Here is an 18,167-nt window from a genome sequence, read left to right as displayed (position 1 = left end):
GGATGTGGAAACATGACAGTAAAATGGATTGAGTGGGCAAAACAAATACAATCTATAGCTCAAGCGGGTTTAACGTATTCTAAGGATGTGTATGATATAGAACGTTTCCAACAATTACGGGATATTTCCATTTCGATGATGTCACATTACACTAAGACAGATTGGGAAGTTGTAGAGAAGTTATTTGCAAGCGAGACAGGCTATCAAACACCTAAAGTTGATATAAGAGCAGTCGTTTTTCAAAATGAAAAGTTATTATTTGTGAAAGAAAAAAGTGATGGGAAATGGGCATTGCCAGGTGGATGGGCTGATATCGGTTATACGCCGACAGAAGTAGCAGCAAAAGAGGTTTTAGAGGAGACAGGGTTTGAAGTAGATGATTTTAAGCTACTCGCTATATTTGATAAAGAAAAACATCAACCATCGCCTTCAGCAACGCATGTATATAAAATTTTTATTGGCTGTAAAATTATTGGTGGTGAAAAGAAAACTAGTATTGAAACAGATGATGTGGAGTTTTTTGGTGAAAATGAATTGCCTAATTTATCGATTGCTAGAAATACAGAAGAGCAAATTAAACAAATGTTTGCCTACATAAAAGAACCTCAGAAAGAAATAGTAATAGATTAATAATGCGTATGCCTGTGATATTGTCGGCATGAAGATATTGGCAGAATGCAACCTTTATGTAATAATGAGATGGTATGTGAAGAAAAAAGGAGATAGAAAATAAGATGTTAGCAAGCATAATAGATCAGTTATTGCAATTTTTTGCAAGTTTAGGTTACTTTGGAGTAGCGCTAGCTTTAATGATTGAAATTATCCCGAGTGAAATTGTACTTTCGTATGCTGGCTTTTTAGTCGCAGATGGTAAAATTAGCTTTGTCGGTGCAGTTATTGCTGGAACAATCGGTGGTACTTTAGCCCAAATCTTTTTATACTGGCTTGGATACTACGGAGGACGTCCAGTTGTAGAGAAATATGGGAAATATCTGCTTATTAATAAACACCATTTAGACATAGCAGAAAATTGGTTTAAGCGTTACGGAGCAGGAGTAATCTTTTCGGCACGTTTTATCCCAGTCGTACGTCATGCAATTTCTATTCCAGCAGGATTAGCTAAGATGCCATTAAAACTATTCACACTGTATACAGTAGTTGCGATTATTCCGTGGTCAATACTATTTATATATTTAGGTGAAAAGCTTGGTGGAAATTGGCGACATATTAAAGAGTATGCATCTGATTACACACATTACATAATTATAGGAGCGATTCTCTTTATTGCTCTATACTTCGGTTTAAAGTATTTCAAAAAGAAAAAAGCAACGCGTTAAAGTCAATGATTTTTCATTGGCTTTTTTTACTTGTTTCGGTTCTAAAAAAAAAGAGTTGTCCATAATGTGTAATAATAAAGTGTAGCGGGGGAATGTGATGAAAGGGTCACCGTTTATACGTGGAACGATATTTTTAACAATGGCAACGATGATATCTAAAATGTTAGGGTTTATATATGTTATACCGTTTACAGCTATGGTCGGTACGAGTGGGTATGTTTTATACACGTATGCTTATCGTCCATATACAATTATGCTCAGCATTGCGACGATGGGATTACCACTTGCGGTTTCAAAGATGGTATCAAAATATGATCAACTAAATGATTATCATACGGTTAAGAGAGTGCTGAAAAGTGGAATGGTGTTTATGTTTATAATGGGAGTTATTTCGTGTTTTACGTTATATATGCTAGCTCCGCATTTGGCTAAACTTGTAATCGATGGAAATGATCAAACGGGGAATAGTGTAGCGGCAGTCACTACTAATATTCAAATTGTCAGTTTTGCGTTAATACTTGTACCAGTAATGAGTTTATTAAGGGGCTTTTTTCAAGGGTTTCAATCGATGGGGCCTTCTGCTCTAAGTGTAGTTGTAGAGCAATTTTTTCGAGTCTTAACCATTTTGATAGGAAGTTTTGTCGTTTTATATATTTTAAAAGCTTCTGTCTCTCTAGCTGTTGGTATTTCAACGTTCGGTGCTTTTATGGGAGCGATAGGTGGACTAACTGTTTTAAGTGCGTATTACATAAGGAGGAGAAAGCACTTAAAGAAAAAAGAAATGGTAAGTATACCGCAAACAACGAAATCTTTTTTTTCGCTATATAAGGAGCTCTTTACATATTCAATACCATTTGTTGTGGTTGGTTTAGCGATTCCGTTGTATCAGACTATTGATACATTTACAATTAATAAACTACTTATACAAATAGGATATATGCAAGGGGAAGCGGAGAAAATTAATGCAATAATTGGACTTGTTCAGATGGTTGTACTTATCCCAGTTTCCGTTGCGACTGCTTTTAGTATGTCACTTGTACCTGAGATGACAAAAGCTTATACAGCAGGAAATGTGAAGTTACTGTACAAACATTTTACGAGGACGAATCTATTAGTAGTAGGTATTACGGTACCCGCGGCAATTGGAATGATGGTGTTAGCAAAACCAGTGTATACTCTTTTATTTGGTGCTGGAAATGATCCGGAGATGGGAAGCGTTATTTTACAGTATTACGCTCCTGCTTGTATACTATTTTCGCTTTTTACAGTAACGGCTGCAATGTTGCAAGGAATTAATCAACAACAGAAAACAGTGTTAGGGTTAGTGATTGGCATTATTGTGAAGATAGTTTTAAATATTGTATTGCTTCCGTATTTTGATTATGTAAGTTTTATTATTTCAACATACGCTGGTTATACGATTTCAGTTGGCTTTAACTTGTGGATGCTTTCTAAATATGTTATAAAGGCAACATAAGCTTTTTAAGGCAGAGAGCACTCTGTCTTTTTCTTTGTTTATCCCGCTTTAACGGGCAGTAAGATCCTCACCTTAAAATTCAGCGAAAGAAAAGAAGTTTGGTTGGGGGCGGGCTGCCCGTAAAAGCCCGATTGGTGAGGGCTGAAAATCAGTGGGGGGATGAAGCCCCCCACTGATTAAAGTTTCACTTTATAATATTTTTCTTATAAAAACGTTTTCAAAATAATTTTTCTATTGAAATTTAAACGTATGTTTCATATGCTGAGAATGGCGGTTCAAAAACTGTTATGTAAGAGAGGTAGATTCCTACATGTAAAAAGAATCGGGGTGATAGTATGTTAAATATTTATTTAACAGACCGAAACGGAAAACTACAAGAGGTTGAGGAAATGCAAAAGGGTTGCTGGATTAATGTACTTCATCCAACGGAAGAAGAAATTCAATATCTAGTACAAACTTTAAATGTGGACTTAGATTTCATTAAAGACCCTTTAGATGATGAAGAACGCTCTCGTATTGAAAAGGAAGACAATAATACTTTAATAATCGTGGATATTCCAACAGTTAGACATGATGAAGAAGGAAATTCGATTTATGACACGATTCCAATAGGTATGATTGTTATGCCAGATTGTTTTGTGACAATTTGTTTAGAGGAAAACCCAATATTTGAACGTTTTATTAATCAACGTATTAAAGAATTTTATACGTTTAAAAAGACACGATTTGCACTTCAGCTCTTATATACAATTTCTACTTATTATTTAAGATACTTAAAGCAAATTAACAGAAAAACAATTGATTTAGAGCATCAATTAAATCAGTCGATGAAAAATAAAGAGATTTTCACATTGCTAGGTCTTGAAAAAAGTTTAGTTTACTTTACAACATCATTAAAGGCGAATAAAATCGTAATTCAAAAGTTAATGCGTAACAGTACATTTTTAAAAATGTATGAAGACGATCAAGATTTATTAGAAGATGTATTAATTGAAAATAAACAGGCTATTGAAATGGCGGAAATATATAGTCACATTTTAAGTGGAATGATGAATACTTTTAGTTCCGTTATATCAAATAATTTAAATAGTGTTATGAAACTGTTAACATCTATTACAATCATTTTATCGTTACCAACGATGGTTTCTAGTTTCTTTGGAATGAACGTAAAAGTACCGTTTGAAGGAGAAGCACATGGCTTTGTAATTGTACTTATAATATGTGTAACACTATCTTTCACATTAGCATTTGTTTTTTGGAAGAAACGTTACTTTTAACGATAAGAAAGCTGCTCTAGCATAGTTATATAACTGCGCTAGAGCAGCTTTTTTGCTATGAAATCGAAAGTTTTGAATAGAATATATCTTATAAAATGTAATGTATATGATAGAGGGGAATTTCGCATAAGTCTTGTTCAATTAATGAAATAGGGTTAAAATTACATATTGTTAATGAAAAGTTGGAGGAAATACATCATGGAATTGTTTCAATTACCGAAAGCATTCCTGCAAATGAATACAATCTTTATCTCCATATTGATCGAAGCACTTCCTTTTGTGCTCATTGGTGTATTTATTTCAGGATTCATTCAAATGTTTGTTACAGAAGATATGGTAGCAAAATGGATGCCGAAAAACCGATTTCTGTCTGTTTTAATGGCTACTTTTTTAGGGATGATGTTTCCGGGCTGTGAATGTGGAATCGTTCCGATTGTAAGACGATTAATCGGAAAAGGGGTTCCGCCATATGCCGGGATTGCATTTATGTTAACTGGGCCGATCATTAATCCAGTCGTATTATTTGCAACATACGTTGCATTTGGAAGTAGTATGCACATGGTATGGTATCGTTCTATTGTAGCGATTATCGTAGCAATTATTGTTGGAATTATATTATCATTTATGTTTAAAGAACATCAATTACGAGATGATCACTTCCCAGAAGTGAATCATAAGCGTCCATTACGTAAAAAAATGTGGGATGTATGTACGCATGCTGTTGAGGAATTTTTCTCGATGGGAAAATATTTAGTATTAGGTGCGTTAATTGCAGCGGCAGTTCAAACGTTCGTACAAACTTCAACACTACTTGCTATAGGGCAAGGGCCGTTCTCTTCACCAGCTGTTATGATGGGACTTGCTTACATTTTATCACTCTGTTCAGAAGCGGATGCGTTTATTGCTTCATCATTCCAAAGTACTTTTTCAACAGCATCACTTGTCGCGTTCCTCGTATATGGACCGATGGTGGATATTAAAAATATGTTTATGATGCTTGCGACGTTTAAAACGAAATTTGTAATTGTCGTTACAGTTACAGTTACACTTGTTGTTTATGCAAGCTCACTACTCATTTATGCGATGGGGTGGTAGGTTATGTTTCGAGCATATATATTATTAGGTTTTACAATCTTAATTGCGCAGCTTCATATTTCCGGTAATATTACGAAGTATATCAATATGAAGTATGCCTATTTATCAACAACAGCAGCTATTATTTTAGGTTTCTTAACGATTGTACAAATTATTATCGTTTTCCAAAAAGAGCACCAAAAAGAAAAAGAAAAAGAAAAAGAACAGCACAATTGCGGATGTGATCATAGTCATTGTGGACACGACCATTCAAAAGATGAAAATACATGGTGGAAACGAACATTTTCTTATACTTTGTTCTGTTTCCCAATTGTTTCAGGATTATTTTTCCCGATTGCGACACTAGATTCAGATATTGTAAAAGCAAAGGGATTTCATTTTCCAGTAGCGCAGGCGGAAAGTAAAGATCCATTTATGACAAGGCAATTCCTAAGACCAGACACGAGTATTTATTATGGAAAAGAAGGATATCGTGGTGTAATGGAAAAAGGGAAGAAAGAGTTTGTTACGAAAGATAATATCGCTTTAAAAGATGAAGATTTCTTAAAAGGGATGGAAACAATTTATAATTATCCTGGCGAGTTTACTGGGAAAAAATTATCTTTTAAAGGGTTTGTTTTCAAAGATGATTCTTCTAAAAAAGAACAATATTTCTTATTCCGTTTCGGTATTATACACTGTGTAGCGGATTCTGGTGTATATGGTATGTTAGTGAAAAAGCCAGAAGGTGTAGAATGGAAAAACGATGATTGGATTCAAATAGAGGGAGAAATTTCTACTGAATTTTATCAACCATTCCATGCGAATATCCCTGTTTTAGAAGTAACGAAATGGAATAAAGTTGAACAGCCGAAAGAACAATATGTATTTAGAGGAGCCGATTGATAAGATCGGTTCTTTTTTGTGGACTAAAAGTTCTGAATGTTGTTAATATTAAACGTGTAGTTCATTTAGTATAGTGATTATTGAGATATTAGGGATACATCATTAAAGGGGTGATAACAATGACAGAAGTAAAGGGGAAAACAGCCAATGAATCAAGGGTGTTCAAAACGAGCCGAGTATTTCCAACAGATTTAAATGATCATAACACGTTATTTGGTGGAAAGATATTAGCCGAGATGGATATGGTTGCTTCTATTTCAGCAACGAGGCATGCAAGAAAAGAATGTGTAACAGCCTCTATGGATTGGGTTGATTTTTTACATCCAGTTCGCTCTTCAGATTGTGTTAGTTATGAATCCTTCGTAATTTGGACGGGTAGAACTTCTATGGAAGTATTTGTGAAGGTAGTAGCGGAAGATTTAATTTCAGGTGAGAAGCGTATCGCAGCAACGTCTTTTGTTACTTTTGTTGCACTGAGTAAGGAAAATAATCCAGTTCCTGTGACGCGAGTAATCCCTGAAACAGAAGAAGAGAAAGAATTGCATCGCATTGCAGTGTTACGTGCAGAACAACGTCATATACGTAAGGCAGAGAGTAAGAAAGTAGCTACATTACTAACTTTTTGAATTGAATATTTAGTTGTTAAAGGTATTATAACAGAGCGAAATGTTCTTCATATGAAAAGCGGACACCTAAAAATAGGTGTCCGCTTTTATAGTTTTTCTATCCGCATATCATGTGACAATAACTACTTAGCAGAAGCAAGCAGCACCGACGATGATTAAGAGGATAAATAATACGACTAATAGCGCGAATCCATTACCATGTGCGAAGCCCATTGTTATTTCCTCCTTTTATTTTAAGATACAACATACAATATGCAAATGAGCTATCGTTTGATATGGACATATATCATGCAATGACATATTTTCTTGAATGATATTGTATTAAAAAAGGGAAGATATAGAAATAACAGTAAGTGGAGAAAGGAAAATATCCATGAAACACTTTTTCGTTGTAATCCTTTGTGTAATAGGTGTATTCATTTGGATGAACATCGATGTGGAAATGGGGAAAAAAATGGCTAGTGAATATGAAGTAGGACAAGTTAGATTAGGTGAATTTCAACTGTATACGAACGGTGAAGAGTTATATACGAATTTATTTGAGGATATACGTAATGCGGAGAAGTACATATATATCCATTTTTATATTGTAGGTAAAGATGAAATAAGCAAAGAGTTTTTGCAGTTGCTCGAGAAAAAGGCATCTAGCGGAGTAGAAGTGAAATTGTCAGTCGATCGAATAGGTGGATATAAGCTGAAGAAAAAGGTAATTCGTCAACTACAAAGCAATGGTGTCCAGTTTACGTTTAGTAAAAAACCTAAATTGAAACATTTATTCTATTCGTTGCATCAGCGAAATCATAGACGAATTGTTACGATAGACGGAAAAGTATCATATATCGGCGGCTTTAACATCGGAAAGGAATACCTTGGACAAGATCCGAAATTTGGCCAGTGGCGTGATTATCATGTGCGAGTTAAGGGGAATGGTGCCACGGATATGGAAAGAAAATTTGCTGCTGACTGGAAAGAAGATACGGGAGAAAAAATGCCTGTACATGAAAGTCTACCTGCAATTGGGAATGTAAAATATCAATATTTATTTTCAGATGGAAAAGGGTTATGGGAAAAATATGGAGCGTTTTTAAAGCAGGCTAAAAAGTCTTTAATTATTGCTACACCATATTTTGTACCAAGTAAAGAAATGATGAAAGAGTTAAAAGGTGCATTAAACCGCGGTGTCAATGTGAAAATTCTCGTACCATTTAAAAGTGATGCAGTATTGTTAAAACAAGCTGCCTATCCGTATTTGAGAGAGATGAACCATGCTGGAGCGGAGATCTATCAATATCGGAATGGTTTTTTTCACGGGAAAGTAACAATCATTGATGGAGAAATTGTTGATATAGGTACAGCGAATTTTGATAATAGAAGTTTTTATTTAAATTGTGAATCTAATTGTGTCGTATATGATAAAACAGTTGTTGCTGACGTATGGGATCGACTAAAAGAAGACTTCCATAAATCAAAAAGATTTTCGGAAGAAGATTTTGAGAAAATTAGTAAATGGGATTGGTTTTTAGCAAGAATAGCAAATGTTATAGCATCATATTTATAGCATATAGACAAAAAGTAGGGAGGCACTTTCATGGATTGTATGAAAGAATTGATGAGGTATAGTTATATGCTTATATATAAGGTTGGGGAGTATACAGGACAGGTAAGAGACGAAGAATTAAAGGAGCTATTACAGCATCATTTACCATATATGTTGCAAGCATATAATGAACAAGTGAATTTTCAAGAAGGAGAGAATGTACAGCATATAACTTGTGAATCAATTTCATTTCATTTTCATGAAATGGAAAAGGAAACTGATAGTAAATATACAGGTGATATTTATATTGCAACTTGTTATATTTCGCATTTGAAACGGTTAGCGTTAAAGTTTGCTCAAGTGGCAGTTGAAGTTGCAAATCCAGAATTTCGCTCGTTTTTAGAAAACTGCTTCCTGAAAATGAATCGTTATGCCTATAGTGTATGGCAATATGTCGTGAAGAAAGAGTATAAGATTAAACATGTATATGAAAATGAGAAATTTGCATAAGAGACTAAGGCGGAAAGATAGGCGCCTTAGTTTTTTACTTTTCGTGGAGAAAAATGATTATATGTACATATTTATTATCAGAAAATTTACAAATATTTACCGTTTATTTACTATTTTTCAATCTTTCCTTTAAAAATAGAGAGTAATATGGGATTGTACATATTCTATCAAAAGGAGGAAACGCAAATGAACAAATGGGTTAAATCATTAACTGCTATGGCACTTGCAAGTTCTTTATTAATGGTAGGTTGTAGTAAAGGTGAGGACAAGAAGAAAGAAGACGATACAACAACACAACAAGAGGATAAAAAGGATAAAGAAACAAGTGGAACTGAGAAGTCTACGGATTCTAAAGAAAAGAAATAATGTAATAATAAAGCTTCCTCTTTTATGTGAGGAAGCTTTTTTGTTGTAAATTGATTGAGATTATTGAAAAATAGAGAAAGAATGAAAGAGGGGGAAAACAAATGAAAGTATGTATATTGGGAGCAACAGGGCGAGTAGGTTCAAACATAGTTAAATTAGCATTAAAAGATTCAGCAGAAGTGACGGCATTAGCGCGTGATTCAAGTAGAGTAGAAATAAATCATGAGAGATTACGAGTTATAGAAGGTAATGTATTAAATGAAAATGATATAAAGAAAGCGATAGAAGGAAGCGATATAGTAATTAGTGCACTTGGAACGGATCAAAATGGGACGTTAGCGAAGAGTATGCCACAAATTATAAAGAAAATGGAAGAAGAAGGAGTTCGTAAAATCATTACAATAGGAACAGCCGGTATTTTACAAGCAAGAACAAATCTAAATTTATATCGTTTTCAATCAACGGAATCAAAGAGAAAGTCGACAACAGCAGCAGAAGATCATTTAGCTGCATATAAGATACTAAGTAGTAGTAATTTATGCTGGACGGTCGTTTGTCCGACGCATTTAATTGACGGTGATGTGACAGGTATATATCGAACTGAAAAAGATGTATTACCAGAAGGAGGAGCAAAAATAACAGTTGGTGATACAGCGCAATTTACGTGGAATCTGTGTAGTGAAAACCAATATGAGAATAGCCGGGTAGGTATTTCCTATTAAAAAACCATCCCGAAATTGGGATGGTTAAAAGACGATATAACATACAAATATGATAATCATAATGATTTGGAGAATGGCTTTCGCTACTGTACTGCTTAAAAAACCAACTACAGTAGCAACTCCTACTAGAAAGGCGTCTTTTGGCGCTTTTTTATGCATGAGTTCTGTAATAAATACAGATAAGAACGGTATGATAATTAAACCGAATGGTGGGAAGAAGAAAGATCCGACAATGATAGAAATCATACCGACACGTTCTCCCCATTTAGAACTTCCATATTTTTTTAAGAAATATCCATTTGCAATAAAATCAGCAACGAAAATGAATAGTGTGAAAATAGCTTGAATAATCCAAAAAGAAATCGTTAGTTCACCGCCATTTATACCAAAATGGTAAATGAAATATCCAGCCCAGACAGCTAGGATGCCCGGGATAATAGGATAAATAAAAGCTAGAAATGAAATAATGAAACAGGCAATGATACAGATTGTTAAGAAAACAGTCACTTTATAACTCCTTTTGTATATCTAATTTATGTACAGCAATTTTTTTGACTTGATGTCCATCAAGTTCTAATGCCTTAAATTGAAAACCGGCATATTCGATGGAGTAGCCAGCTTCAATATTTACGTCAACTGCTTGCGATAATAGCCAGCCTCCAATTGTATCTAAGTCGCTCTCATCAATATGTAAGCCAAACATATCATTTACTTCAGAAATAAGTACTTTTCCATCTAGAACAGTAAGTTTAGGCGTACGTTTTTCAATCATAGGTGATTCATCTGCATCAAACTCATCTTGAATTTCTCCAATGATTTCTTCAAGAATATCTTCCATTGTTAAAAGTCCAGCAGTACCACCATATTCATCCATAACGATTGCCATCTGAACGCGATTCTTTTGTAGATGTACCAGTGTTTTACGAATTGGAACAGTTTCAAATACAGTTAGTACTGGATGTATGTAAGATTCAAGTGGCTTATGAATGCCTTTTGTTTGATCATGAAATACTTCTTTCGTATTGATCATACCGATAATATCATCTTTATCTTTTTCGATGATAGGGTAGCGTGTATACTTTTCAGTTGCGACGATATCCATATTTTCTTCTAACGTATTTTCAGTAGATAAGCAAATCATTTCTGTACGAGGGACCATAATTTCTTTCGCAACTCGGTCGTCAAATTCAAAAATGTTATTTACATATTTATATTCGGTTTGATTTATTTCGCCGCTTTTGAAACTTTCACCTAAAATGAGTCGTAGTTCCTCTTCAGAATGGGCAAGTTCATTTTCTTTAGCAGGTTCTAAACCGAGTAGTTTTGTGAAAAAGATAGCAGTACTATTAAGTAACCAAATGAACGGGTACATAATTTTATCAAATAAAATAAGTGGTCGTGCAAACTTAAGTGTGATTGCTTCTGCTTTTTGAATTGCAAAAGACTTTGGAACTAATTCACCTAATACAACATGGAAAAATGTAATCACACTAAAAGCAATAATAAAGGATAAAGTATTTGCCATTGTTCCAGTAATATTAATCTTTTCAAAGAGCGGTCGTAGTAAATGTTCCACAGTCGGTTCACCAAGCCAACCAAGCCCTAAAGAAGTAATTGTAATCCCGAGCTGACAAGCTGATAAATAAACGTCTAAATTGGATATGACACTTCTTGCAGCTAAGGCTTGTTTATTTCCTTCATTTGCAAGCTGATCAATTCGACTTTTTCGTACTTTTACAACAGCGAATTCTGATGCAACGAAAAAGCCGGAAATAAGGATAAGTATAAAGATGAGAAAAATATTTAATATGTCCAAGTGTATTCTCTATCCCATCGTTTGGAATAAAGATGTCACCTCCTGCAATTATGTTATACTTTTATAATAAATCCAAATGAAAAGAATAGTCAAAGAAAAAGGGTAAATATTGGTATGTTTCTGCAATGGTTTTTGAATTTGTTGTTATTTTGTCCGCTATACAAAAGGAATAACCCCCTACTTTCAGATTCTAGAGGGTTATTTCAAATTAAGGTTTTGGAATACTTCTCGTTAAAGCGTATGATTGTTGTTTAAAGTAGTTTGTCGTCCATAGTGTTTGAAGGAATGAGAGTATGCAATACGGGATATATAAAAGCAATAAGCTAATTGTAACAATAATAGGGGCATTTCCGCCGAATTGAACGATAAATTGCAATAGTCCACTTGCGTGAAAAACGCATTCCATAAAAACGAATGAAAGAATGATGGAACCTAAAATAGATTTATGATTCGAAGTAAGCGCTAAAAACAATGTATCTACAAGGAAAGAAGATTGTTTTATTTCATATTCATTTGTATTACTTAAGAAGGGAAGCCATTTTTTTATTGCTTGCATAACAATAATCATGGAAGTACTACAAACGATAATAAAAGATGAGTAGTAAGGAATCTTTATAAATTTTGTGATGTATAGGAGTAGTAATAAGACGGCGCATTGTAATAATACAGTGCATAAAGAATAAGGAATCCATCTTAATAAAGAAGCGAACTTTTTAACCGATTGAGGTGCTTTAAAAAATAAATGGCCAATCCCTAAGCTGATGAAGAATCCGATTGCAAGAGTAAAGGTAAAACGAACAATCGATAAAAAATATATTTCCCACATGTAAGGGAATAACGGTGTTGATTGATTAGCAGTATGTACCATCTGATTTGCTGAGAAAAAGATAGATTCGTGCATCCAATCAATCTTTGGAATTGTCATCGAAGAAAGTTGTGCGAAGTTATGGAAAATGCTTATAAAGCCGGTGATGTATGAGTATTTATGTGTAATGAATAAAGTTGGAATAGGACTAATGATAAATATAATGAGAACACCAACGATAAATTTATATATATGTGAGCGCAATAAAGACATGTAATCACCTACTCTTTGAATATTCAGAAAATTCTTATTCTTATTTTAGCTTTTTTCGGAGCAAGTTACAATATATTTTTCTTAAAGAAGTTTAGTATTGTAGTGGATAGAATTGAATGAAACGTGAATAAATTATGACAAGAAAATGAATAATTTTCAGAAAAATAAAATAAATCATTTATTTTTTTCTGAAAATATAATATAGTTATGGCACAGAAAGTATTTTAACATAAGGAGGCTGTTTATGAGGATTAAAGGGAATTATGTGCCGAAAAGGGAAGTTTTATTTTGCTCAAGTTCAATTACAGTAGGGGAAGCGCTAGAGCATTTAAATAAAACTGGTTATCGTTGTGTACCAGTTTTAGATGAAAAAAAAGAGAAATATTTAGGGAATATATATAAAGTAGATATTTTAGAATATAAAGGTTCACTGGAAGAAAGTGTATTACAACTATTAAACGATAAAGAAGGATATGTCAGAGAAGATTCTTCGTTCTTTAAAGTATTTTTTACAATAAAAAAATTACCTTATTTATCAGTAGTTGATGAAAAAGGAGTCTTTCTTGGGATTTTAACGCATAAAAAAGTTTTTGAGCTATTAGAAGACGCTTGGGGCGTTCATTCTAGTAAATATTCTGTCATGATTGGGACACAAGATTATAATGGGGCTATTCAAAAATTATCGACAGTATTAAAAAAATATACAGGTATCCAAAGTTTAATGACTTTTGATAATGATGCTTTATTAGTTCGTAGAATTATGTTTACATTAGGAGAAGAGTTTAACGATGGTGAATTAGAGACGTTATTGAAAGATTTAGAAGATCACGGATTTAGAGTGGTGTATGTGGAAGAGATGAAAAACCCACGTGAAGTTGAAACGATAGAATAATATGCAAAAGCCGTCTAATTATGTTGGATGGCTTTTGTTATGTTACGTGTATAAAATTATTTGAAAATAACGATAGGATAATAAGTGAGTCTGAAACAATATTTGTGCAAAAGAATAAAAAATGTAGATAATTTTGATTTTCAAAAAAGTCAATTTGAAAATATGTTTTTATTTTTCAACTAAATATGTTACTATATGTGTGATAAAAACAAAGAGGTCTGACAACTATACTCCACGCAATACCACTCTAATGATTTAAAAATTCAAAAAAATCAAAAATTAATAATTAGAGTAAAAATAAGGGGACTGGAGAAATTATGGAGAAAGACACTGCTTTGTAAGGGGCATATTTTATCAGCTTGAACAGAGAGGAGGATGCATAGCATATTGTGAAAATAGAGATAAACAATGAAAAAGTGCTATGCAAATGAAAAGCATGAAGGGACGTTTAAGGCCAGGTGATACGGTAGCAATTGGTTTAATGTTATTTGCACTATTTTTAGGAGCAGGAAATTTAATTTTTCCACCAGTTTTAGGGCAACAAGCTGGAGAGAATGTTTGGGTTGCTACAATTGGATTCCTTGTAACGGGAGTCGGATTACCCCTATTAGCTGTAACAGCTGTCGCGTTTGTAGAGGGGGACTTGAAAGCGCTATCTTCTAGAGTTCACCCTATATTTGCGTTTGTTTTCCCATTAATTAGTTATTTAGCGATTGGACCTTTTTTCGCGATTCCGCGTACGGGAGCCGTTTCATTTGAAATGGGTATGAAGCCATTTTTATCAGAGGCATTAGTTTCCGAATGGTACATGCTATTTCTTTTCACTATAATTTTCTTCGGAATAACTTGGTATTTATCTTTAAATCCATCAAAATTAGTGGATTGGTTCGGGAAATTTCTCACACCATTGTTAGTATTAATTGTTGCTGTAATTGTCGGAAAGGCAATTGTTGATCCGATTGGAGAACCAGCTGCACCGCTAGAGGCATACAAGGAAAATGCTTTCTTTGGTGGATTTATTCAAGGATATTTAACGATGGATGCAATTAGTGCGCTTGTATTTGGAATTGTAGTTGTACAAGTTATCCGCTCTAAAGGAATAAAAGAGAGTAATCAAATTGCAAAAATAACAGTAGTATCAGGTATTATCGCTGTACTTGGTTTAACGTTAATCTATTTATCACTTGCTTATCTTGGTTCAACAAGTACATCACTTGGGGTATCAGAGAATGGTGGACTTATTTTAACGAATGTTGTAAATGAGTTATATGGAACAAGTGGTAAAATTTTATTAGGACTTGTTATTGTACTTGCTTGTTTAACAACTTCTGTTGGATTAACATCAGCCTGTGCTGGCTTCTTTACAAACTTATTCCCAAAACTTTCGCATAAAACGATTGTAACAATGGTATGTGTATTTAGTTTAATTGTATCTAACCTAGGTTTAACACAATTAATCGCAGTTACTTTACCAGTGTTAATGATCATTTATCCAGTTGCAATCGTATTAATTGTACTTTCTTACTTCCATAAATGGATTGGGAAGCGTAATACCATTTATATTGGAGCTATTTTAGGTGCGTTGTTAATTAGTTTCTTTAACGGTTTAGAAAGTGCGAATATTAAAATTGACGCGATTTCTAACGTACTACAAATGTTACCATTATATAAAGAAGGAATAGGATGGTTAATCCCATCATGTATTGGCGGGATCCTCGGTTTCTTCTTCTATAAATCAAATGAATCAAGTGAATTACAAAAGAAAGGTGCTTAGGCGCCTTTCTTTTTTTAAAGGGGATTTTTTTGTTTTGTCTAAGTAATAAATGAAAGGAGTGATAAAATGGCTAATTTTGAAGATTTTTTAACTTTGGATTTACGGATTGGGACTGTAACACATGCAGAGGAATTTAAAGAAGCGAGAGTTCCAGCGATTAAACTAGAAATTGATTTTGGAGAGCTTGGAATGAAGCAGTCAAGTGCTCAAATTACGAAGAGATATAACCCAGAAGATTTAATCGGTCAGCAAATCGTTGCTGTTGTAAATTTTCCGCCAAAGCGTGTAGCGGGATTTAAATCAGAAGTACTTGTTTTAGGAGGAGTACCTGAAGCGGGTGATGTTGTATTACTGCAGCCTAATATGGAATTACCAAATGGAACAAAAATTAGTTAATGTAAAGGCGGGGGAACATGGATATTGGACGCGAATACGTACAGTGTGCCATTTCGAATTTTGAAGCAACAAAGAAACAAGGGGAACGGGTGCTTTCACAATTATCATATGAACAGATTGAATGGTCTTCTCATGAAGTAACAAATAGCATAGCAATTATAATTAAGCATCTGCACGGTAATATGCGTTCTAGATGGACGGATTTTTTAACATCTGACGGTGAAAAAATAGATCGTAACCGAGATGCTGAATTTGAAGGTGATTATTCTTCTAAGAAAGAGGTACTCGCAGCATGGAATGAAGGTTGGGAATATGTTTTTAAAACGATGAATGCACTAACGTCAGAACATTTATTGCAGACGGTATATATTCGCGGTGAAGCACATACTGTCATGCAAGCAATTGAAAGACAAATTTCTCATTATGCTTTGCACATTGGACAAATGATTTACATTGGTAAAATGTTAAAAGAAAATGAGTGGGAATGTTTAAGTATTCCTAGAGGAAAGTCTAACTTTCATTTAGAGAAAAAACGTTCAACATAATAATAGGAAAGAAACCGATATAAAATTGGAAGTAAGAAAACAAGCCAAATGATAGAGGGCTCTACAGTCATAAGAATGCTACCAACAATCAGCCCATATATAATAAGAAAGAAATTAATAAGTGTATTCACAGGGATAAATCGTGAGATAAAAACTTGCTGTCGTTTAAAACAATCACTATGAAATACATAAAAGCGGAAGTACCATGTGGTAGTAATAAGATCTTTCTTTCGCGTAATTCTTTTTTTGCATGTATGACAGATGAACGGTGGTTGCATTTCATTGCGCTCCATTTTCTATATTTGTAATAATGTAGGACAAAAGTAGGTACAAAGTGTATATCCCTATATACGCTCCTGATATAAGAAAAAATGGATTTAGTAAAATCCCATGAATACTTGTCATAAAAACTAAGTCTTGTATTAAAACATCATATATATGAATAGAAATGATTGTACCGAGTACATAAAGTGCTAGATATGCTGAAATATGTAACGCAACACGGATGGTAGGATGCTTAGCAAGCCAATAAAAAATAAATGATAGTACAACGGGTAGTGTTCCTATTAGTAGTTTCAATTCATTTCACCTCATTAACAATATAGCCTGAATTTAGACGGTCTATTCTCTAGAGCTTGTACATAACTTGAAATAGAGAGGTGATAGTATGAATCGAGGCTTTTTTTATGTGAAATTCACGAGTGTACGTAAGTTAGTATTATTTATTATTGCTACAGTACTAGCGACTTTTTTTCTTATTAGTATGATGGTAACCTCTATGAAAGGGACAAAGTCAACGTATTTATATAATTGGTTAAATGAGTTATCAATGAATGGTTACATGTACGTTCTTGGGAAAGAGAATCATTATTTTACACAGGAATATCGAAATTTAAATCAAGATTTTTCAATATCTTCGTTTCTCTTTTCTATGGCAACGAATATTCGTTTTAACGATGTACGCAGTTTTGTCGGTAAAGAGCTACCTGGTTTCGGTAAGTACGATACAGAAATTGTTATTGCGGGTGAAGGAACAAATTATTCTAACTTGCCTATAGAGTCGAGCGTTCCACTTGAAGAAGTAGTAAAAGAACGGACTGGAGAAGGTGGACAGGCTCAAAAGCCGGATACGAATAAAGAGAAAAAGCAACCAGCTCAAACGACAGGAAAACGACAAGTTGCATTTATTTATCATTCGCATAGCTGGGAATCTTATTTGCCATTATTGAATTTAACAAATGATCCAAATCCGAATAAAGCCACAAGTTCCGTAACGAATATTTCAATAGTCGGCGACCGATTTCGTGAACAATTAGCAAATGAAGGAATCGGAGCAACTAACGACAAGACTGATGTTGGTCAAAAGTTGATTAGTAAAGGGTTAAATAGTAATAGTTCTTATAAAATGTCACGAGAAATTGTACAAGAAGCAATGGCCGGCAATAAAGAATTACAATACTTCTTTGATTTACATCGTGATAGTGCTCGGAAAAATGTCACGACAAAAATAATCGGTGATAAATCATATGCGAAGCTTGCGTTTGTAGTAGGGAAAGGTAACAAAAACTATGAAAAAAACTTGCAATTAGCAACGGCATTACATGAGACGATTAGTAAGAAATATCCAGGCGTTAGTCGTGGTGTCATTCAAAAAGGATTCCAAACAGGAAATGGTGTCTACAATCAAGATTTGTCAGGACAAGCGATATTAATTGAAGTTGGTGGCGTAGATAATACAGAGGAAGAACTAAATCGATCGATTGATGCGCTAGCTAAAGCGTTTGGTGAATATTTCTGGCAGGCAGAAAAAGTGAATGGATAAAGTGAAACAGAA

At 34.0% G+C, this 18,167-nt stretch carries 22 protein-coding genes; 16 read left to right on the top strand and 6 right to left on the bottom strand.

Going from position 1 to position 18,167, the window contains the following annotated elements; all coding sequences use genetic code 11:
- Window positions 1-12 precede the first annotated feature (12 nt).
- From QCI73_RS17100 to QCI73_RS17070, 7 genes are all read left to right on the top strand, one after another.
- On the top strand, window positions 13-630 hold the full coding sequence (locus QCI73_RS17100) for an NUDIX hydrolase N-terminal domain-containing protein (RefSeq protein ID WP_229137919.1): 618 nt from the start codon (window positions 13-15) through the stop codon (window positions 628-630).
- Window positions 631-734: 104 nt separating this feature from the next.
- Window positions 735-1,337: an undecaprenyl phosphate transporter UptA gene (uptA, locus tag QCI73_RS17095; protein ID WP_074615293.1), complete on the top strand. Its 603-nt coding sequence runs from the start codon at window positions 735-737 to the stop codon at window positions 1,335-1,337.
- Window positions 1,338-1,434: 97 nt separating this feature from the next.
- Window positions 1,435-2,814 (top strand): putative polysaccharide biosynthesis protein, encoded by a 1,380-nt coding sequence (locus tag QCI73_RS17090; protein WP_353823399.1) that lies wholly within the window; start codon window positions 1,435-1,437, stop codon window positions 2,812-2,814.
- Between the two features lie 335 nt (window positions 2,815-3,149).
- The gene (locus QCI73_RS17085) at window positions 3,150-4,091 is read left to right on the top strand and encodes a magnesium transporter CorA family protein (protein ID WP_000932395.1); all 942 of its coding nucleotides are present in this window, start codon (window positions 3,150-3,152) and stop codon (window positions 4,089-4,091) included.
- Window positions 4,092-4,289: 198 nt separating this feature from the next.
- Window positions 4,290-5,186 (top strand): permease, encoded by an 897-nt coding sequence (locus tag QCI73_RS17080; protein ID WP_000418724.1) that lies wholly within the window; start codon window positions 4,290-4,292, stop codon window positions 5,184-5,186.
- Window positions 5,187-5,189: 3 nt separating this feature from the next.
- The gene (locus QCI73_RS17075) at window positions 5,190-6,071 is read left to right on the top strand and encodes a TIGR03943 family putative permease subunit (protein ID WP_098313162.1); all 882 of its coding nucleotides are present in this window, start codon (window positions 5,190-5,192) and stop codon (window positions 6,069-6,071) included.
- A 119-nt stretch (window positions 6,072-6,190) separates the two neighbouring features.
- The gene (locus QCI73_RS17070) at window positions 6,191-6,697 is read left to right on the top strand and encodes an acyl-CoA thioesterase (protein ID WP_353823398.1); all 507 of its coding nucleotides are present in this window, start codon (window positions 6,191-6,193) and stop codon (window positions 6,695-6,697) included.
- A gap of 126 nt (window positions 6,698-6,823) precedes the next feature.
- Here QCI73_RS17070 and QCI73_RS17065 read toward each other — a convergent pair whose 3' ends face one another.
- Window positions 6,824-6,910 (bottom strand): YjcZ family sporulation protein, encoded by an 87-nt coding sequence (locus QCI73_RS17065; protein ID WP_000505094.1) that lies wholly within the window; start codon window positions 6,908-6,910, stop codon window positions 6,824-6,826.
- Window positions 6,911-7,070: 160 nt separating this feature from the next.
- Here QCI73_RS17065 and cls point away from each other — a divergent pair, with 160 nt between their 5' ends.
- From cls to QCI73_RS17045, 4 genes are all read left to right on the top strand, one after another.
- On the top strand, window positions 7,071-8,255 hold the full coding sequence (cls, locus tag QCI73_RS17060; RefSeq protein ID WP_000680142.1) for a cardiolipin synthase: 1,185 nt from the start codon (window positions 7,071-7,073) through the stop codon (window positions 8,253-8,255).
- Between the two features lie 30 nt (window positions 8,256-8,285).
- Window positions 8,286-8,744 carry a spore coat protein gene (locus QCI73_RS17055; RefSeq protein ID WP_327924479.1) on the top strand — a complete coding sequence of 153 codons (459 nt, stop codon included), beginning with the start codon at window positions 8,286-8,288 and terminating at the stop codon, window positions 8,742-8,744.
- 186 nt (window positions 8,745-8,930) lie between these two features.
- Entirely contained in the window at window positions 8,931-9,110 is a 180-nt protein-coding gene (locus QCI73_RS17050; protein WP_001045960.1) for a hypothetical protein, read from the top strand.
- Between the two features lie 101 nt (window positions 9,111-9,211).
- Complete coding sequence (locus tag QCI73_RS17045; RefSeq protein WP_262725781.1) at window positions 9,212-9,832, top strand: NAD(P)-dependent oxidoreductase; 621 nt, start codon at window positions 9,212-9,214, stop codon at window positions 9,830-9,832.
- Window positions 9,833-9,856: 24 nt separating this feature from the next.
- On the opposite strand, the gene QCI73_RS17040 is transcribed toward QCI73_RS17045, so the two are convergent.
- From QCI73_RS17040 to QCI73_RS17030, 3 genes are all read right to left on the bottom strand, one after another.
- Window positions 9,857-10,339, bottom strand: coding sequence for a DUF456 domain-containing protein (locus QCI73_RS17040; RefSeq protein WP_000215662.1), 483 nt, complete (start codon window positions 10,337-10,339; stop codon window positions 9,857-9,859).
- Window position 10,340: 1 nt separating this feature from the next.
- Window positions 10,341-11,648: a hemolysin family protein gene (locus QCI73_RS17035; protein ID WP_327924481.1), complete on the bottom strand. Its 1,308-nt coding sequence runs from the start codon at window positions 11,646-11,648 to the stop codon at window positions 10,341-10,343.
- A 208-nt stretch (window positions 11,649-11,856) separates the two neighbouring features.
- Window positions 11,857-12,726: a hypothetical protein gene (locus QCI73_RS17030; RefSeq protein WP_327924482.1), complete on the bottom strand. Its 870-nt coding sequence runs from the start codon at window positions 12,724-12,726 to the stop codon at window positions 11,857-11,859.
- 244 nt (window positions 12,727-12,970) lie between these two features.
- On the opposite strand from QCI73_RS17030, the gene cbpA reads away from it, so the two are divergent.
- From cbpA to QCI73_RS17010, 4 genes are all read left to right on the top strand, one after another.
- Complete coding sequence (cbpA, locus tag QCI73_RS17025; RefSeq protein ID WP_001220514.1) at window positions 12,971-13,618, top strand: cyclic di-AMP binding protein CbpA; 648 nt, start codon at window positions 12,971-12,973, stop codon at window positions 13,616-13,618.
- A gap of 436 nt (window positions 13,619-14,054) precedes the next feature.
- Window positions 14,055-15,392: a branched-chain amino acid transport system II carrier protein BrnQ4 gene (gene brnQ4 / locus QCI73_RS17020; RefSeq protein WP_014297788.1), complete on the top strand. Its 1,338-nt coding sequence runs from the start codon at window positions 14,055-14,057 to the stop codon at window positions 15,390-15,392.
- A 66-nt stretch (window positions 15,393-15,458) separates the two neighbouring features.
- Window positions 15,459-15,788 (top strand): chaperone CsaA, encoded by a 330-nt coding sequence (gene csaA, locus QCI73_RS17015; protein ID WP_001263033.1) that lies wholly within the window; start codon window positions 15,459-15,461, stop codon window positions 15,786-15,788.
- A 17-nt stretch (window positions 15,789-15,805) separates the two neighbouring features.
- A complete protein-coding gene (locus QCI73_RS17010) occupies window positions 15,806-16,333 on the top strand; it encodes a DUF1572 domain-containing protein (protein ID WP_353823397.1) in 528 nt (175 codons plus the stop codon).
- Here the strand turns inward: QCI73_RS17010 and QCI73_RS17005 are convergent.
- Together QCI73_RS17005 and QCI73_RS17000 are read right to left on the bottom strand one after the other, a co-directional pair.
- Window positions 16,306-16,611 (bottom strand): hypothetical protein, encoded by a 306-nt coding sequence (locus QCI73_RS17005; protein ID WP_002091944.1) that lies wholly within the window; start codon window positions 16,609-16,611, stop codon window positions 16,306-16,308. The genes QCI73_RS17010 and QCI73_RS17005 overlap by 28 nt on opposite strands.
- A gap of 1 nt (window position 16,612) precedes the next feature.
- A complete protein-coding gene (locus QCI73_RS17000; RefSeq protein WP_262725018.1) occupies window positions 16,613-16,912 on the bottom strand; it encodes a hypothetical protein in 300 nt (99 codons plus the stop codon).
- Window positions 16,913-17,000: 88 nt separating this feature from the next.
- Between QCI73_RS17000 and spoIIP the strand changes: the two genes are divergently transcribed.
- Window positions 17,001-18,155, top strand: a complete 1,155-nt coding sequence (gene spoIIP / locus QCI73_RS16995) for a stage II sporulation protein SpoIIP (protein WP_353823396.1) — start codon at window positions 17,001-17,003, stop codon at window positions 18,153-18,155.
- Window positions 18,156-18,167: the final 12 nt, after the last annotated feature.

The organism is Bacillus cereus group sp. MG16 (assembly GCF_040459875.1).
GTDB lineage: Bacteria > Bacillota > Bacilli > Bacillales > Bacillaceae_G > Bacillus_A > Bacillus_A paranthracis.
Note: the sequence above shows the minus strand (reverse complement) of the source record. Positions and strands in the feature narration are given on the sequence as shown.

Coding starts and splice junctions, on each gene's coding strand:
- QCI73_RS17100 (WP_229137919.1), top strand. CDS start 13: ATGACAGTAAAATGGATTGAGTGGGCAAAACAAATACAATCTATAGCT.
- uptA (WP_074615293.1), top strand. CDS start 735: ATGTTAGCAAGCATAATAGATCAGTTATTGCAATTTTTTGCAAGTTTA.
- QCI73_RS17090 (WP_353823399.1), top strand. CDS start 1,435: ATGAAAGGGTCACCGTTTATACGTGGAACGATATTTTTAACAATGGCA.
- QCI73_RS17085 (WP_000932395.1), top strand. CDS start 3,150: ATGTTAAATATTTATTTAACAGACCGAAACGGAAAACTACAAGAGGTT.
- QCI73_RS17080 (WP_000418724.1), top strand. CDS start 4,290: ATGGAATTGTTTCAATTACCGAAAGCATTCCTGCAAATGAATACAATC.
- QCI73_RS17075 (WP_098313162.1), top strand. CDS start 5,190: ATGTTTCGAGCATATATATTATTAGGTTTTACAATCTTAATTGCGCAG.
- QCI73_RS17070 (WP_353823398.1), top strand. CDS start 6,191: ATGACAGAAGTAAAGGGGAAAACAGCCAATGAATCAAGGGTGTTCAAA.
- QCI73_RS17065 (WP_000505094.1), bottom strand. CDS start 6,910: ATGGGCTTCGCACATGGTAATGGATTCGCGCTATTAGTCGTATTATTT.
- cls (WP_000680142.1), top strand. CDS start 7,071: ATGAAACACTTTTTCGTTGTAATCCTTTGTGTAATAGGTGTATTCATT.
- QCI73_RS17055 (WP_327924479.1), top strand. CDS start 8,286: ATGGATTGTATGAAAGAATTGATGAGGTATAGTTATATGCTTATATAT.
- QCI73_RS17050 (WP_001045960.1), top strand. CDS start 8,931: ATGAACAAATGGGTTAAATCATTAACTGCTATGGCACTTGCAAGTTCT.
- QCI73_RS17045 (WP_262725781.1), top strand. CDS start 9,212: ATGAAAGTATGTATATTGGGAGCAACAGGGCGAGTAGGTTCAAACATA.
- QCI73_RS17030 (WP_327924482.1), bottom strand. CDS start 12,726: ATGTCTTTATTGCGCTCACATATATATAAATTTATCGTTGGTGTTCTC.
- cbpA (WP_001220514.1), top strand. CDS start 12,971: ATGAGGATTAAAGGGAATTATGTGCCGAAAAGGGAAGTTTTATTTTGC.
- brnQ4 (WP_014297788.1), top strand. CDS start 14,055: ATGAAGGGACGTTTAAGGCCAGGTGATACGGTAGCAATTGGTTTAATG.
- csaA (WP_001263033.1), top strand. CDS start 15,459: ATGGCTAATTTTGAAGATTTTTTAACTTTGGATTTACGGATTGGGACT.
- QCI73_RS17010 (WP_353823397.1), top strand. CDS start 15,806: ATGGATATTGGACGCGAATACGTACAGTGTGCCATTTCGAATTTTGAA.
- QCI73_RS17005 (WP_002091944.1), bottom strand. CDS start 16,611: ATGCAACCACCGTTCATCTGTCATACATGCAAAAAAAGAATTACGCGA.
- spoIIP (WP_353823396.1), top strand. CDS start 17,001: ATGAATCGAGGCTTTTTTTATGTGAAATTCACGAGTGTACGTAAGTTA.